This is a genomic window from Kitasatospora sp. NPDC088351 (assembly GCF_040685575.1).
In the GTDB taxonomy this organism is placed as follows: Bacteria; Actinomycetota; Actinomycetes; order Streptomycetales; family Streptomycetaceae; genus Kitasatospora.
Map to the genome: position 1 here is coordinate 25,520 of NZ_JBFBIL010000036.1, position 15,178 is coordinate 40,697.

At 72.2% G+C, this 15,178-nt stretch carries 12 protein-coding genes; all 12 read right to left on the reverse strand.

The window, feature by feature from the left end:
* Nucleotides 1-44: 44 nt before the first annotated feature.
* The 12 genes from AB0P06_RS23680 to AB0P06_RS23735 all read right to left on the reverse strand — a co-directional run bounded on the left by AB0P06_RS23680 (nt 45) and on the right by AB0P06_RS23735 (nt 15,169).
* Nucleotides 45-2,138 carry a primosomal protein N' gene (locus AB0P06_RS23680; RefSeq protein ID WP_363610436.1) on the reverse strand — a complete coding sequence of 698 codons (2,094 nt, stop codon included), beginning with the start codon at nt 2,136-2,138 and terminating at the stop codon, nt 45-47.
* A 111-nt stretch (nt 2,139-2,249) separates the two neighbouring features.
* The gene (gene metK, locus AB0P06_RS23685) at nt 2,250-3,473 is read right to left on the reverse strand and encodes a methionine adenosyltransferase (protein WP_363610438.1); all 1,224 of its coding nucleotides are present in this window, start codon (nt 3,471-3,473) and stop codon (nt 2,250-2,252) included.
* 150 nt (nt 3,474-3,623) lie between these two features.
* Nucleotides 3,624-4,877 carry a bifunctional phosphopantothenoylcysteine decarboxylase/phosphopantothenate--cysteine ligase CoaBC gene (gene coaBC / locus AB0P06_RS23690; protein WP_363610440.1) on the reverse strand — a complete coding sequence of 418 codons (1,254 nt, stop codon included), beginning with the start codon at nt 4,875-4,877 and terminating at the stop codon, nt 3,624-3,626.
* A gap of 191 nt (nt 4,878-5,068) precedes the next feature.
* Nucleotides 5,069-5,341: a DNA-directed RNA polymerase subunit omega gene (gene rpoZ, locus AB0P06_RS23695; RefSeq protein ID WP_363610442.1), complete on the reverse strand. Its 273-nt coding sequence runs from the start codon at nt 5,339-5,341 to the stop codon at nt 5,069-5,071.
* A gap of 36 nt (nt 5,342-5,377) precedes the next feature.
* Nucleotides 5,378-5,935, reverse strand: coding sequence for a guanylate kinase (gene gmk / locus AB0P06_RS23700; RefSeq protein ID WP_363610444.1), 558 nt, complete (start codon nt 5,933-5,935; stop codon nt 5,378-5,380).
* Between the two features lie 48 nt (nt 5,936-5,983).
* Complete coding sequence (mihF, locus tag AB0P06_RS23705; RefSeq protein ID WP_030056187.1) at nt 5,984-6,310, reverse strand: integration host factor, actinobacterial type; 327 nt, start codon at nt 6,308-6,310, stop codon at nt 5,984-5,986.
* Between the two features lie 404 nt (nt 6,311-6,714).
* Complete coding sequence (gene pyrF, locus AB0P06_RS23710; protein WP_363610446.1) at nt 6,715-7,548, reverse strand: orotidine-5'-phosphate decarboxylase; 834 nt, start codon at nt 7,546-7,548, stop codon at nt 6,715-6,717.
* A gap of 40 nt (nt 7,549-7,588) precedes the next feature.
* A complete protein-coding gene (locus tag AB0P06_RS23715) occupies nt 7,589-8,689 on the reverse strand; it encodes a quinone-dependent dihydroorotate dehydrogenase (protein WP_363610448.1) in 1,101 nt (366 codons plus the stop codon).
* A gap of 124 nt (nt 8,690-8,813) precedes the next feature.
* Nucleotides 8,814-12,125: a carbamoyl-phosphate synthase large subunit gene (gene carB / locus AB0P06_RS23720; protein ID WP_363610450.1), complete on the reverse strand. Its 3,312-nt coding sequence runs from the start codon at nt 12,123-12,125 to the stop codon at nt 8,814-8,816.
* Entirely contained in the window at nt 12,118-13,305 is a 1,188-nt protein-coding gene (gene carA / locus AB0P06_RS23725; protein WP_363610452.1) for a glutamine-hydrolyzing carbamoyl-phosphate synthase small subunit, read from the reverse strand. The genes carB and carA overlap by 8 nt, the downstream gene beginning before the upstream one ends.
* Nucleotides 13,302-13,868 carry a hypothetical protein gene (locus AB0P06_RS23730; RefSeq protein WP_363610454.1) on the reverse strand — a complete coding sequence of 189 codons (567 nt, stop codon included), beginning with the start codon at nt 13,866-13,868 and terminating at the stop codon, nt 13,302-13,304. The genes carA and AB0P06_RS23730 overlap by 4 nt, the downstream gene beginning before the upstream one ends.
* Nucleotides 13,865-15,169 carry a dihydroorotase gene (locus AB0P06_RS23735; protein ID WP_363610533.1) on the reverse strand — a complete coding sequence of 435 codons (1,305 nt, stop codon included), beginning with the start codon at nt 15,167-15,169 and terminating at the stop codon, nt 13,865-13,867. The genes AB0P06_RS23730 and AB0P06_RS23735 overlap by 4 nt, the downstream gene beginning before the upstream one ends.
* Nucleotides 15,170-15,178: the final 9 nt, after the last annotated feature.

Consider the following 15,178-nt stretch of genomic DNA (forward strand, 5'->3'; position numbering starts at 1 on the left):
CTCAGCCCGGCCCGGGCCCGGCCACCAGCCCGCCCGCCCTCGCCTCAGCCGATGTCCAGCGGATCGATCCGCACCTTCACCGCCTCCGGCGTCCGCAGCGCGATCCGCGCGATCTGCGCCGCCTTGAGCGCCGCCGCCAGCGCCGCCCCCTGTCCGGGCGGCACCCGCAGCAGCGCCCGCTCCTGCTCCTCCCCCCGCAGCTTCGGCACCGGCACCGGACCCAGCACATCGGCGCCCTCCGGCAGCCGGACCAGGCCCAGCAGGTCGGCCACCGCCGCCGGACTGCCCGCCACCGAGGCCATCCGCGACACCGGCGGGAAGTGCAGCTGCGCCCGTTCGTCCCGCTCCAGCCCGGCGTGGCCCATCGGGTCCCAGCGGACCAGCGCCTGCACCGGCCGCGCGGTCGGCTCCGCGACCACCACCACCGTGCCGCCCTCGGTCGAGGGCCGGACCAGCGCGGCGGCCGCCAGCCAGAGCCGCAGGGTCTCCTCCCCGGCCCGCAGGTCCGGGCGGCCGAGCAGCGCCCAGCCGTCCAGCAGCAGCGCGGCCGCGTAGCCGTCCGCCCCTTCGACCACCGGCTCGGCGCCCGGGGTGGAGATCACCAGCGCCGGCTCCGCGGGGACGGTCGCCAGCACCGCGTCCCGTCCGGAGGTCCGGACCGGGATCCGGGGGAACGCCTTCCCCAGCTCCTCCGCCGTCCGCCGCGCACCGACCACCTGCGCCCGCAGCCGGAACGACCCGCACTCGGCGCAGTGCCAGTCGTTCTCCGCCTCCCCGCACCAGCCGCAGCGCAGCGGCGCGTCGGACGACGCAACCTCCAGCGGGCCCTCGCAGTGCCGGCACCGGACCGGCGTGCGGCAGCGCCCGCACGCCAGCCGGGGCACGTACCCGCGCCTCGGCACCTGGATCAGGACCGGCCCGCCGCTCGCCAGCGCGTCCCGCGCGACCTCCCAGGCCACCGACGGCAGCCGGGCGGCCTGGGCGGCGGCGTCCCGGTGCTGGTCCTGGTCGGTGACGGTCCGGACCCGGGGCGCGACCTGCCGGACGGTCTCCCGGTCGGCCGCCAGCGGCCGGGCCCACCCGGTGCTGACCAGCTGCGCGCCCTCCACGGTCACCGTGTGCCCGCCCAGCAGCACGCCCGCGCCCTCCTCGGCCGCGCGCAGCAGCGCGACCTCCCGGACGTGCGGGTGCGGGGCGCGCGGATCGCTGTGGCTGCTGTCGCCGTCCGACCAGACGACCACCAGCCCGAGGTCGCGCACCGGCGCGAACATGGTGGCGCGGGTGCCGATGACGGCGTGCACCGAGCCGCGGCTCACCTCCAGCCAGCGCCGGTAGCGCTCCCGGGGCCCGAGATCGGCCACCAGGGTGGCGTGCTGCCCGGCGCCGAGCAGTTCGGTGAGCGCCCGGTCGACCCGGGCGGTGGTGCGCCCGTCCGGCAGGACGACCAGCGCGCCGCGCCCGCTCGCCAGGGTGGCGGCGACGGCGCGGGCGATCTCGTACGGCCAGCCGGGGCCGGGCAGCGCCGTCCAGACCGCGCGCGGCGCGCCGCCGCCGGCCAGCGCGGCGAGGAAGTCGGGCCCGGCGGGGTAGCGCTGCCAGCCACCGGGGGCGGGCGCGGCCGGCCGGGGCCTGGGCGGCGGGGAGGGCTCGGCCTCGGCCTTGGCGTGCCGGGGCGGGATCGCCAGCTGGAGGACGTCCGCCAGGGTCCCCGCGTAGCGGTCGGCGACGGTCCGGCAGAGCCGCAGCAGCTGCGGGGTGAGCACCGGCTCGGGCGAGAGCACCTGGGCGAGCGGCGCCAGCGGGCCGGGGAAGTCGCTTTCGGGCAGGCGCGCGACGATGAACCCGTCGTGCAGTTCCCCCCCTTCGCGCTGGCCCTTCACCACGCGCGCCCCGAAACGCACCCGCACCCGCGCGCCGGGCCGGGCGTCCTCCGCCATCGCGGCGGGCACCTCGTAGTCGAAGAACTTGTCGATGGTCAGCACGCCCTTGTCGACCACCACCCGGGCCACCGGCAGGTGCTCGGCGCGCTTGGCCCCGCGCCAGGTACGGGGCTTGGCCCGGCGCACCGTCTCCCGGATGAACGCGAGCTGCTCCGGAGCCCCCGCACCGCCCCCGCCGCTCTCCTCTTCGCTGCTCATCGCTCCAAGTACTACCAGGTCACACCGACATCGGGCACAACTCCGCAGGCGGCGGCCGTCCCGAGGGCTCGGGGCGGCCGCCGCCTGCGGTCGTGCGCGTGGGGAAGGGCGTCAGTCCTGGACGGCCTTCTTCAGCTGGTCGACCCGGTCGGTCCGCTCCCAGGTGAAGTCCGGCAGCTCACGGCCGAAGTGGCCGTACGCCGCGGTCTGCGCGTAGATCGGGCGCAGCAGGTCCAGGTCGCGGATGATCGCGGCCGGACGCAGGTCGAAGACGTCGGTGACGGCCTTCTGGATGGTGAGGACCGGGACGGTCTCGGTGCCGAAGGTCTCGACGAAGAGGCCGACCGGCTCGGCCTTGCCGATGGCGTAGGCGACCTGGACCTCGGCGCGGCGGGCGAGGCCGGCGGCGACGATGTTCTTGGCGACCCAGCGCATGGCGTAGGCGGCCGAGCGGTCGACCTTGGACGGGTCCTTGCCGGAGAAGGCACCGCCACCGTGGCGGGCGTAGCCGCCGTAGGTGTCGATGATGATCTTGCGGCCGGTGAGGCCGGCGTCGCCCATCGGGCCGCCGATCTCGAAGCGGCCGGTCGGGTTGACCAGCAGGCGGTAGCCCTCGGTCACCAGCTTGATGCCCTGCTCGGCCAGCGCCTTCAGCTCCGGCTCCACGACGAACTCGCGGATGTCCGGGGTGAGCAGCGACTCCAGGTCGATGTCGCTCGCGTGCTGCGAGGAGACGACCACGGTGTCCAGGCGGACGGCGCGGTCGCCGTCGTACTCGATGGTGACCTGGGTCTTGCCGTCCGGGCGCAGGTAGGGGATCGTCCCGTTCTTGCGGACCTCCGACAGGCGCTTGGACAGCCGGTGCGCCAGCGTGATCGGCAGCGGCATCAGCTCCGGCGTCTCGTCCGACGCGTAGCCGAACATCAGGCCCTGGTCACCCGCGCCCTGCTTGTCCAGGTCGTCGCCTTCGTCGCCGTGGGCGGACCCCTCGACCCGGGCCTCGTACGCGGTGTCGACGCCCTGCGCGATGTCGGGCGACTGGGCACCGATGGACACCGACACGCCACAGGAGGCGCCGTCGAAGCCCTTCTTGGAGCTGTCGTAACCGATCTCCAGGATCTTGTCCCGGACGAGCTGGGCGATCGGCGCGTACGCCTTGGTGGTCACCTCACCGGCCACGTGCACCTGGCCGGTGGTGATGAGCGTCTCCACGGCGACCCGGGACTTCGGGTCCTCACGAAGGAGAGCGTCAAGGATGGTGTCGCTGATCTGGTCAGCGATCTTGTCGGGGTGTCCCTCGGTCACGGATTCCGAGGTGAACAGGCGGCGAGACACAGCGCTCCCTGGGGTTGCAGCGGCTGCTGACTGAAGGCCCCCGGCGGACCGGGGACATCCGGAAAGACTTGATTCCTGGAGTGTAACGGTCGGCTACCGGCAACCGTCACTCCATTCCGGAAATCAAGACCGGACGATTGTCGGTTCAGATCACCGGGCGACCGGTTCCAGCCGCTTCGCGATCAGGTCCCAGACGACATCGGCGAGCGCCTCCTTGGGCCCCACCGGAACAACCGTCTCACTCCCGTCCGAGCCGAGCACCACGGCCTCGTTGACGTCCGTACCGAACGCCTTCCCGTTCCCCACCTCGTTGACCACCAGCAGGTCACAGCCCTTGCGTGCGAGCTTGGCGCGGCCGTTGGCGAGCACGTCGTCCGTCTCCGCCGCGAAACCCACGACCAGTTGACCCGAACGGGCACGGTGGGCCGACAGCTCCGCCAGGATGTCCGGGTTCCGGACGAGCGCGACCGGCGCCGGCTCGACCCCCTCGACCTTCTTGATCTTGCCGGTGGCGTACTCGGCGGGCCGGAAGTCGGCCACCGCGGCGGCCATGACCACGGCGTCCGCGTCCGCCGCGGCCTTCAGCGCGGCGTCCCGGAGCTCCAGCGCGGTCGAGACATGCACCACATCCACCCCCGCCGGATCGGCCGGCTCGGCATTGGCCGAGATCAATGTCACGCGGGCGCCCCGCGCCGCGGCGGTCGCGGCGAGCGCGTAGCCCTGCTTGCCGGAGGAGCGGTTGCCGAGGAAGCGCACCGGGTCCAGCGGCTCGCGCGTCCCGCCGGCCGACACCACCACGTGCCGGCCCGCCAGGTCACCCGACGGTGCGCCCCGGCGCAGCACGGCCCGGCAGGCGTCGAAGATCGCGGACGGCTCGGGCAGCCGCCCCTTGCCGGTGTCCTTGCCGGTGAGCCGCCCGACCGCGGGCTCCAGCACGATGACACCGCGGCGGCGCAGGGTGGCGACGTTCTCCCGGGTGGCCGGGTGCTCCCACATCTCGGTGTGCATGGCGGGCGCCAGCACCACCGGACAGCGGGCGGTGAGCAGGGTGTTGGTGAGCAGGTCGTCGGCCAGCCCGTGGGCCGCCCTGGCCATCAGGTCAGCGGTGGCCGGGGCGACCACGACCAGGTCGGCCTGCTGGCCGATCCGCACGTGCGGCACCTCGTGGACCTTGTCCCAGGTCTCGGTGGCGGCCGGCCGGCCGGAGAGCGCGGCCCAGGTGGCCTCGCCGACGAAGTGCAGCGCGGCGGCGGTGGGCACCACGGTGACCTGGTGGCCGGACTCGGCGAAACGGCGCAGCAGTTCACAGGCCTTGTAGGCGGCGATGCCGCCGCTGACGCCGAGAACCACCCGCGGGGCCTGGGTGCCCGTCCGGTCCGTACTCGCGTCCGTGCTCGCGCTCATGCTCCCGTTTCCTCCTCCGGCCTGGTCAGAACGTGCTCACCCTACGGCCCCGTGACGATCACCCGCACTGTGGCGGAACGCACAGCCGCGCACGCACGCCGTCCGCCCAACACCCGGCCCCGGACAGGCCGAAGGGCCCGGCGGAAACGATTCCGCCGGGCCCTTCGGGCAAGAGAACAGGCAACGACCGCTCAGCGGGTCTCCGCCTCGACCGCCTCCGCGGTGAGCATGCCCGCGTTGATCTCGCGCAGCGCGATCGACAGCGGCTTCTCGTGCACGTGGGTGTCGACCAGCGGGCCGACGTACTCCAGCAGGCCCTCACCGAGCTGCGAGTAGTAGGCGTTGATCTGACGCGCGCGCTTGGCGGCGTAGATCACGAGGCTGTACTTGGAGTCGGTGGCCTCAAGCAGCTCGTCGATCGGCGGGTTGATGATGCCCTCGGGCGCGGTCATGGAAGAGGACACGCGAAAACCTTCCGAAAGGTGGAAAAGACAGACAGGTCAGGCTACACCGAGCAAGGCTAGCAGTTCGGCCGCTACCTGCTCGACGGAGGTGTTGACAAGGGTTGTGTCGAACTCCGACTCCGCGGCCAGCTCGACCCTGGCGGCCTCCAGCCGCTTCTCGATCACGTCCTGCGACTCGGTGCCCCGGCCGGTCAGCCGGCGGACCAGCTCGTCCCAGCTCGGCGGAGCCAGGAACACGAGCTGGGCCTCGGGCATCGACTCGCGCACCTGACGGGCGCCCTGCAGGTCGATCTCCAGCAGGACCGGCTCGCCGCGGTCCAGCTTCTCCAGCACCGCCGAGCGCGGGGTGCCGTAGCGGTTGCCCGCGAACACCGCCCACTCCAGCAACTCGCCGTTGGCGATCAGCTTGTCGAACTCGTCGTTGTCGACGAAGTGGTACTGGACCCCGTCCTGCTCGCCGGGCCTCGGGTGGCGGGTCGTCGCCGACACCGAGAGCCAGACCTCGGGGTACTGCTTCCTCATATGAGCGACGACCGTGCTCTTGCCGACCCCCGAGGGGCCGGAGAGCACGGTCAGCCGCGGACGCTCACTCATGCACCGATTATCCCGGATCGCGGACGATGCCGGGACCACGGGGCACGGTCAGGCGGCACCCCCGCCGAACTCCCGTTCCAGGGAGGCGATCTGGTTCGTACCGAGGCCGCGGACGCGACGGCTCTCACTGATGCCGAGACGTTCCATGATCTGCTTGGCACGGACCTTTCCGACGCCCGGAAGGGACTCCAGCAGTGCGGAGACCTTCATCTTGCCGATCACGTCGTTGTCGGCCTTACCGGCCTTGATCACCTCGTGCAGGGAGGCGCCGGAGTGCTTGAGCCGGTTCTTGACCTCGGCGCGCTCCCGGCGAGCCTCGGCGGCCTTGGCGAGCGCGGCGGTGCGCTGTTCAGGGGTAAGGGGCGGAAGAGCCACGCCGTTCACCTCAGGGTGTGGAAGGAAGGGATTGAGCTATGACTGGTGGTTCCCAGGACACCGGCCACAGGGGAACCGTACGGCTCTGACCTGCGAGAGCAACGGGAATCGCCGCTCTTCGATGACCTATCGCCGGACACTACCCGGATTGCGGCGCCGCGTCAGGAAAAGAACACGAAAAGTCCTGGTCAGCCAAGGCCGACCAGGACTTTCCGGGGCAAAATGACCGCGATTGCGGACCTTTGGCGGCACCGATGTGACGGCGCTCACGTCAAGTCGTCGGGCGTCACACCACCCGTCCGTGCCGTCGCAGCGCGCTACCGGCGCACCGCGAGGCCGTCCCACGCGACGCCGACGGACCGGGCGGAGCCGAACCCGCCGCCGCCGCGCGCTACTTCGGCGCCCTACTTCACCGCGTCCGCGTACTCGCCGACGAAGCGCTCCGCCGCCGCCCGCAGGGCCGGCACCGACGGTCCGTGCCGGAGCACGTCCCGGCTGACGCTCGGCACCACGTTGCGCACCGAGGCGCCGAACACCCGCGGCAGATCCGCCATGGTCGCGCCCTGGGCGCCGATCCCGGGGGCCAGCAGCGGGCCGTTGATCGCCAGGTCCACGCCCGCGTCCGCCAGGGTCGCCCCGACCACCGCGCCGAACGAGCCCAGCGGCTCGGCACCGGCGTTCTCGGCGGCCAGCTGCCGCAGCACCGAGGCGGCCACCGAGGTGCCGTCCGCGCCGGTCGCGCGCTGCACCTCGGCACCCTCCGGGTTGGAGGTGAGCGCCAGCGCGAAGACGCCGGCGCCGTTCGCGGCCGCCAGGTCGAGCGCCGGGCGCAGCGAGCCGAAGCCCAGGTAGGGGCTGACGGTGACGGCGTCCGAGAAGAGCGGGCTGGTGGGCGCCAGGAAGGCCTCGGCGTACGCGGCCATGGTGGAGCCGATGTCACCGCGCTTGGCGTCCATCAGGACCAGCGCACCGGCCGCGCGGGCCTCCTCCACGGACTTCTCCAGGACCGCGACGCCCCGGCTGCCGAAGCGCTCGAAGAAGGCGGCCTGCGGCTTGAGCACGGCCACCCGGTCGGCCAGCGCCTCGACCACGGTGCGGCTGAAGGTCTCCAGGCCGGCGATGTCGTCGCCGAGCCCCCAGGCGGCGAGCAGGGAGGCGTGCGGGTCGATGCCGACGCAGAGCTGGCCGCGGGTGTCGAGGGCGTGGCGCAGGCGGGCGCCGAACGGGGCGAGGGTCATGACGTCCTTTCCGGAACGTTCGTGAGTTCGTGAGAGGGGGTCAGGAGGCCTTGGCGCTGCCGACGGCGGCGGCCAGGTCGCGGAAGCCGCCGGCCCGGACGCGGGCGGAGAGGCCCTTGTGGATGCGGCGGCACCAGAACGGACCCTCGTAGATGAAGGCGCTGTAGCCCTGGACCAGGTCGGCCCCGTGGATGATGCGCTGCCAGGCGTCCTCGGCGGTCTCGATGCCGCCGACCGAGACCAGCGTCAGCCGGCCCTCGGTCCGGGCGCGCAGGCGCTGCAGCACCTCCAGGGCGCGGGCCTTGAGCGGGGCGCCGGACAGGCCGCCCATGCCGATCTCCTCGATCCGGGCGGCGCTCTCGCGCAGGCCCTCGCGGCCGATGGTGGTGTTGGTGGCGATGATGCCGTCCAGGCCGAGCTCCAGGGCGAGGTCGGCGACCGCGTCGACGTCCTCGTCGGCCAGGTCGGGGGCGATCTTCACCAGCAGCGGCACATGGTGCGGGGTGGTGCGGTCCGCGGCCTCGCGGACGGCGGACAGCAGCGGGCCGAGGTGGGAGACGGCCTGGAGGTTGCGCAGCCCGGGGGTGTTCGGCGAGCTGACGTTGACCACCAGGTAGTCGGCGTACTTGGCGAGGCGCTCGGTGCTCTTGACGTAGTCGGCGATCGCGTCGGCCTCCTCGACCACCTTGGTCTTGCCGATGTTGATGCCGACCACGGGGGTGGAGCTGGTGTGCGGGCGGGCCGCGAGGCGGGCGGCGACCCGGGCCGAGCCCTGGTTGTTGAAGCCCATCCGGTTGATCAGCGCGCGGTCCTCGACCAGGCGGAAGAGCCGGGGCGCCGGGTTGCCGGGCTGGGGCTCGCCGGTGATGGTGCCGATCTCGACGTAGTCGAAGCCGAGCATCGACAGGCCGTCGATGCCGACGCCGTTCTTGTCGAAGCCGGCCGCCAGACCGAACGGGCCGGGCAGGTCGAGGCCGAGGGCGGTGGTGTGCAGGGCCCGGTCGCGCGGGGCGAGCACCAGGCGCACCAGGGTGCGCAGGCCGGGCACGGAGGAGGCCAGCCGGATCCAGAAGAAGGCGAGGTGGTGGGCCTTCTCGGGGTCCATCTTCTTGAAGACGAGATCGAACAGCAGCTTGTACATGGCAGCTCCCAACAGGAGGCGCGGGCGCGACGGGCGACGGCGGGCGCGGCGGACGGCGACGGACGAGGGGCGGGCATGGCAGTGGGGGGCACCAGGCGGTTCGGTGCCCCCCACTGCGGTGGTGCTACTTGGCGCGGCCGGCGTTGATCAGCTCGGCGTGCTCCTGGAGCGACATCACCCCGACCTCGTCGCGCAGCAGCGCGTCGATGCCCTGGACGGCGGCGCCCATGGCCTGGACGGTGGTCAGGCAGGGCACGGCGCGGGCGATGGCCGCGGTGCGGATCTCGTAGCCGTCGAGGCGGCCACCGGTGCCGTACGGCGTGTTGATGATGAGGTCGACCGCACCCTCGTGGATCAGCTGGACGATCGTCTTCTCGCCGTTCGGGCCCTCGCCCTCGCTGTGCTTGCGCACCACGGTGGCGGGGATGCCGCCGCGCTGCAGCACCTCGGCGGTGCCGGCGGTGGCGAGCAGCTCGAAGCCGAGGCCGACCAGCGCGCGGGCCGGGAAGACCAGGTTGCGCTTGTCGCGGTTGGCGACGGAGACGAAGACCTTGCCCTTGGTCGGGAGCGCGCCGTAGGCGCCGGCCTGCGACTTGGCGTACGCCGTGCCGAAGACCTTGTCGATGCCCATGACCTCGCCGGTGGAGCGCATCTCCGGGCCGAGCACGGTGTCCACGCCGCGGCCGTGGACGTCGCGGAAGCGGCTCCACGGCATCACGGCCTCCTTGACGGAGATCGGGCAGTCGGCCGGCAGGGTGCCGCCGTCGCCCTCGGCCGGGAGCAGGCCCTCGGCTCGCAGCTGGGCGATGGTGGCGCCGAGCGAGATCCGGGCGGCGGCCTTGGCCAGCGGCACGGCCGTGGCCTTGGAGGTGAACGGCACGGTGCGGGAGGCGCGCGGGTTGGCCTCCAGCACGTAGAGGATGTCGCCGGAGAGGGCGAACTGGATGTTGATCAGACCGCGCACACCGACGCCGCGGGCGATCCCCTCGGAGGAGGCGCGCAGCCGCTTGATGTCGTAGCCGCCGAGGGTGATCGGGGGCAGGGCGCAGGCGGAGTCGCCGGAGTGGATGCCGGCCTCCTCGATGTGCTCCATGACGCCGCCGAGGTAGAGCTCGGTGCCGTCGTAGAGCGCGTCGACGTCGATCTCCACCGCGTCGTCGAGGAAGCGGTCGATCAGGACGGGGTGCTCGGAGATCAGGCCGGCGTGCCGCTCCAGGTAGGAGGCGAGCGAGGCCTCGTCGTAGACGATCTCCATGCCGCGGCCGCCGAGCACGTAGGACGGGCGGGCCAGGACCGGGTAGCCGATCTCGTCGGCGATCGACTTGGCCTCGTCGAAGGAGAAGGCGGTGCCGTGCTTGGGGGCCGGCAGGCCGGCGTCGCGCAGCACCCGGCCGAAGGCGCCGCGCTCCTCGGCGAGGTCGATCGCCTCGGGCTGGGTGCCGACGATCGGGACGCCGTTCTCCTTGAGCGCCTGGGCCAGGCCGAGCGGGGTCTGGCCGCCGAGCTGGACGATGACGCCGGCCAGCGGTCCGGCCTGCTGCTCGGCGTGGACGATCTCCAGCACGTCCTCCAGGGTGAGCGGCTCGAAGTAGAGCCGGTCGGAGGTGTCGTAGTCGGTGGAGACGGTCTCCGGGTTGCAGTTGACCATCACGGTCTCGTACCCGGCGTCGGCCAGCGCGAACGAGGCGTGGACGCAGGAGTAGTCGAACTCGATGCCCTGGCCGATGCGGTTGGGGCCGGAGCCGAGGATGATCACGGCGGGCTTGGTGCGCGGGGCGACCTCGTTCTCCTCGTCGTAGGACGAGTAGAAGTACGGGGTCCTGGCGGCGAACTCGGCGGCGCAGGTGTCGACGGTCTTGAACACCGGGCGGATGCCGAGGGCGTGCCGGACCTCGCGGACCACGTCCGGCTTGAGGCCGCGGATCTCGCCGATCTGCTGGTCGGAGAAGCCGTGCCGCTTGGCGTGGCGCAGCAGCTCGGGGGTGAGCTCGCCCGCCCCGGCCAGCTCGGCGGCGATCTCGTCGAGCAGGAAGAGCTGGTCGACGAACCACGGGTCGATCCTGGTGGCCTCGAACACCTCCTCCTGGGTGGCGCCGGCCCGGATGGCCTCCATGACGGTGTTGATCCGGCCGTCGGTCGGCACGACGGACTTCTCCAGCAGCGCGGCCTTGTCCCCGACCGGGCCGGTCCAGGTGAACTGGGAGCCCTTCTTCTCCAGCGAGCGCAGCGCCTTGTTGAGCGCCTCGGGGAAGTTGCGGCCCATGGCCATGGCCTCGCCGACGGACTTCATGGTGGTGGTCAGCGTGGCGTCGGCGCTCGGGAACTTCTCGAACGCGAACCGCGGGACCTTGACCACGACGTAGTCGAGGGCCGGCTCGAAGGAGGCCGGGGTCTGCTCGGTGATGTCGTTGGGGATCTCGTCCAGGGTGTAGCCGACGGCGAGCTTCGCGGCGATCTTGGCGATCGGGAAGCCGGTGGCCTTGGACGCCAGCGCGGAGGAGCGGGAGACGCGCGGGTTCATCTCGATGACGATGACCCGGCCGTCGTCCGGGTTGACGGCGAACTGGATGTTGCAGCCGCCGGTGTCGACGCCGACCTCGCGGATGACGGCGATGCCGATGTCGCGCAGGATCTGGTACTCGCGGTCGGTCAGCGTCATCGCCGGGGCGACGGTGATCGAGTCACCGGTGTGCACGCCCATCGGGTCGAAGTTCTCGATCGAGCAGACGACCACGACGTTGTCGTTCTTGTCGCGCATCAGCTCGAGCTCGTACTCCTTCCAGCCGAGGATGGACTCCTCCAGGAGCACCTCGGTGGTCGGCGAGAGGGTCAGGCCCTGGCCGGCGATGCGGCGCAGGTCCTCCTCGTTGTGGGCGAAGCCGGAGCCGGCGCCGCCCATGGTGAAGGAGGGCCGGACGACGACCGGGTAGCCGCCGAGGGTGTCGACCCCGGCCAGCACGTCGTCCATGGTGTGGCAGATGACCGAGCGGGCGGACTCGCCGTGGCCGATCTTGGCGTTGACGGCCTCGACGACGCCCTTGAAGAGCTCGCGGTCCTCACCCTTGTTGATCGCCACGACGTCGGCGCCGATCAGCTCGACGCCGTACTTCTCCAGCGTGCCGGCGGAGTGCAGGGAGATCGCGGTGTTGAGCGCGGTCTGCCCGCCGAGGGTGGGGAGCAGCGCGTCGGGGCGCTCCTTGGCGATGATCTTCTCGACGAACTCCGGGGTGATCGGCTCGACGTAGGTGGCGTCGGCGATCTCCGGGTCGGTCATGATCGTGGCCGGGTTGGAGTTGACCAGGATGACCCGCAGGCCCTCGGCCTTGAGCACCCGGCAGGCCTGCGTGCCCGAGTAGTCGAACTCGGCGGCCTGGCCGATCACGATCGGGCCGGACCCGATGACCAGGACGGACTTGATGTCAGTGCGCTTAGGCACGCTGGCCCTCCATGAGCTTCACGCTGTTGTCGTCGCCTCGCATGAGCTCGACGAACCGGTCGAAGAGGTAGGCCGCGTCGTGCGGGCCGGCCGCCGCTTCGGGGTGGTACTGCACGCTGAAGGCGGGCACGTCGAGCGCCTGGAGGCCCTCGACCACGTCGTCGTTGAGGCAGACGTGGGAGACCTCGACCCGGCCGTACGGGGTGTCGCTCACCTTGTCCAGCGGTGCGTTCACGGCGAAGCCGTGGTTGTGCGCGGTGACCTCGACCTTGCCGGTGGTGCGGTCCTGCACCGGCTGGTTGATGCCGCGGTGGCCGTACTTGAGCTTGTAGGTGCCGAAGCCCAGCGCGCGGCCGAGGATCTGGTTGCCGAAGCAGATGCCGAAGAACGGGGTCCTGCGCTCCAGCACCCCCTGCGCGACGGCGACCTGGTGGTCGGCGGTGGCCGGGTCGCCCGGGCCGTTGGAGAAGAACACGCCGTCCGGGTTGACGGCGTAGATGTCCTCGATGGTCGAGTTGGCCGGCAGCACGTGCACCTCGATGCCGCGCTCGGCCATCCGCTGCGGGGTCATCGCCTTGATGCCGAGGTCCAGCGCGGCCACGGTGAACTTCTTCTCACCGATGGCGGGCACCACGTACGGCTCGGTGGTGGCGACCTCGGCGCACAGGTCGGCGCCCTTCATCTCGGGCGCCTGCTGCACCTTGGCCAGCAGGGTGGTGTCGTCCTCCAGCGCCGTGCCGGAGAAGATTCCGCAGCGCATGGCGCCGCGCTCGCGCAGGTGGCGGGTGAGCGCCCGGGTGTCGATGCCGCTGATGCCGACGACGCCCTGGTTGTGCAGTTCCTCGTCCAGCGAGCGGCGCGAGCGCCAGTTGGACGGGACGCGGGCGGGGTCGCGCACGACGTAGCCGGCGACCCAGATCTGCCTGGACTCGTCGTCCTCGTCGTTCCAGCCGGTGTTGCCGATCTGCGGGGCGGTCATCACGACCACCTGGCGGTGGTACGACGGGTCGGTCAGGGTCTCCTGGTAACCGGACATGCCGGTGTTGAAGACCGCCTCTCCGAAGGTCTCGCCGAGGGCGCCGTAGGCCTGGCCGCGGAAGGTCCGGCCGTCCTCCAGGACGAGCACGGCGGGGACTCGTTCCCGCCGTTGGCGCTGCGTGGTGGGGGCAGGTGCGGTCATGTGGCGGCCTCTTCCGTCTTCGTCTTCGTACGTGTTGCGATGCGAGCGATCGCCTCGACCCAGGCGGCGTGCTCGTCGGGGTGGTCGGCCCGGAAGCCGGAGTCCAGTGCGGTGCCGTCGAGCGTCCAGGTGACGACGAGCAGTCCGGACGGGACGACCTTGCCGGCGATCCCGGAGTCCGTCCGGGCCCCGGTCAGGTTGGCGGCCGGGATCCAGAGGTCGACGTCACCGGGCCGCCGGACCAGCAGCCCGTCCTCGCCGAGGGTCAGGTCGGCGCGGCTGCGGGTGCCCAGGCCGTGCGCGACGACCCGGTCCAGCCAGTTCCCGGCGGTGGTGGTGCCGTGGTACCGGCCGCTGGTCTCCAGGATGGTCCGGCCCGCGCCGGCCGGCACGGCGGGCAGTGCGGGGAGGCCGGACTGGAGCGTGCGGCGCCAGTTCCAGCCCTGGCGCATCAGCCAGTAGACCAGGCCGATCACGATCAGCAGGCCGACGGCCCAGCCGATGTACCCGGGCCAGTTGGTGACCTTGGCCTGCTCCTGGGCGAGCGGGGCGAAGGGGGTCACGCCAGCCCGCCCTGCACGGCCAGCTCGCCGGCCAGCACGGTGGCGGTGCCCCGCAGGAAGGTGGCGTGCACCCGTCCGGGCAGGTCCAGGCCCCGGTAGGGGGTGTTGCGGCTGCGGGTGGCGAAGCTGTCGGGGTTCACGGCACCACGGTACGCGGGATCGAACAGCACCAGGTTGGCCGGTTCACCGACCGAGACCGGACGCCCGTGTCCGGTGAGACGGCCGATCCGGGCCGGGCGGTGCGACATCCGGTCGGCGACGCCCTCCCAGTTCAGCAGGCCGGTGTCGACCATGGTCTGCTGGACGACCGACAGCGCGGTCTCCAGGCCGACCATGCCCATCGCGGCGACGGCCCACTCGCAGTCCTTGTCCTCGGCCGGGTGCGGCGCGTGGTCGGTGGCGACGGCGTCGATGGTGCCGTCCGCGAGCGCCTTGCGCAGCGCCTGCACGTCGGCCTCGGTGCGCAGCGGCGGGTTCACCTTGTAGACCGGGTCGTAGGAGCGGACCAGCTCGTCGGTGAGCAGCAGGTGGTGCGGGGTGACCTCGGCGGTGACGTCCCAGCCCTTGGCCTTGGCCCAGCGGATGATCTCCACCGAGCCCGCCGTGGAGACGTGGCAGACGTGCAGGCGGGAGCCGACGTGCGCGGCGAGCAGCACGTCGCGGGCGATGATCGCCTCCTCGGCGACGGCCGGCCAGCCGCCGAGCCCGAGCTCGCCGGAGACCTGGCCCTCGTTCATCTGGGCGCCCTCGGTGAGCCGCGGCTCCTGGGCGTGCTGGGCGACGACCCCGTCGAAGGCCTTCACGTACTCCAGGGCGCGGCGCATGATCACCGCGTCGTCCACGCACTTGCCGTCGTCGGAGAAGACCCGCACGCTCGCGGCGGAGTCGTGCATCGCGCCCAGCTCGGCGAGCTTCTTGCCCTCCAGGCCGACGGTGACGGCGCCGACCGGCTGCACGTCGCAGTAGCCGGACTCCTGGCCGAGCCGCCAGACCTGCTCGACCACGCCGGCGGTGTCGGCCACCGGGAAGGTGTTGGCCATCGCGTGCACGGCGGTGAAGCCGCCCTTGGCGGCGGCCTGGGTGCCGGTGAGGACGGTCTCGGCGTCCTCCCGGCCGGGCTCGCGCAGGTGGGTGTGCAGGTCGACCAGGCCGGGCAGCGCGATCAGGCCGGTGGCGTCGATCTCGATGTCCGCCTCGACGGTGAGGGCGGTGCCGATCTCGCGGACGACGCCGTCGGCGAGGTAGAGGTCCTGCGGGGCGCCGCCGAGGATCTGGGCGTTGCGGATCAGGTAGGTGACCATGCTGTCGGT

Excerpts from the sequence above, each read along its gene's own strand:
- AB0P06_RS23680 (WP_363610436.1), bottom strand. The coding sequence starts at position 2,138 with ATGAGCAGCGAAGAGGAGAGCGGCGGGGGCGGTGCGGGGGCTCCGGAG.
- coaBC (WP_363610440.1), bottom strand. The coding sequence starts at position 4,877 with ATGAGCGCGAGCACGGACGCGAGTACGGACCGGACGGGCACCCAGGCC.
- gmk (WP_363610444.1), bottom strand. The coding sequence starts at position 5,935 with ATGAGTGAGCGTCCGCGGCTGACCGTGCTCTCCGGCCCCTCGGGGGTC.
- pyrF (WP_363610446.1), bottom strand. The coding sequence starts at position 7,548 with ATGACCCTCGCCCCGTTCGGCGCCCGCCTGCGCCACGCCCTCGACACC.
- AB0P06_RS23715 (WP_363610448.1), bottom strand. The coding sequence starts at position 8,689 with ATGTACAAGCTGCTGTTCGATCTCGTCTTCAAGAAGATGGACCCCGAG.
- carA (WP_363610452.1), bottom strand. The coding sequence starts at position 13,305 with ATGACCGCACCTGCCCCCACCACGCAGCGCCAACGGCGGGAACGAGTC.
- AB0P06_RS23735 (WP_363610533.1), bottom strand. The coding sequence starts at position 15,169 with ATGGTCACCTACCTGATCCGCAACGCCCAGATCCTCGGCGGCGCCCCG.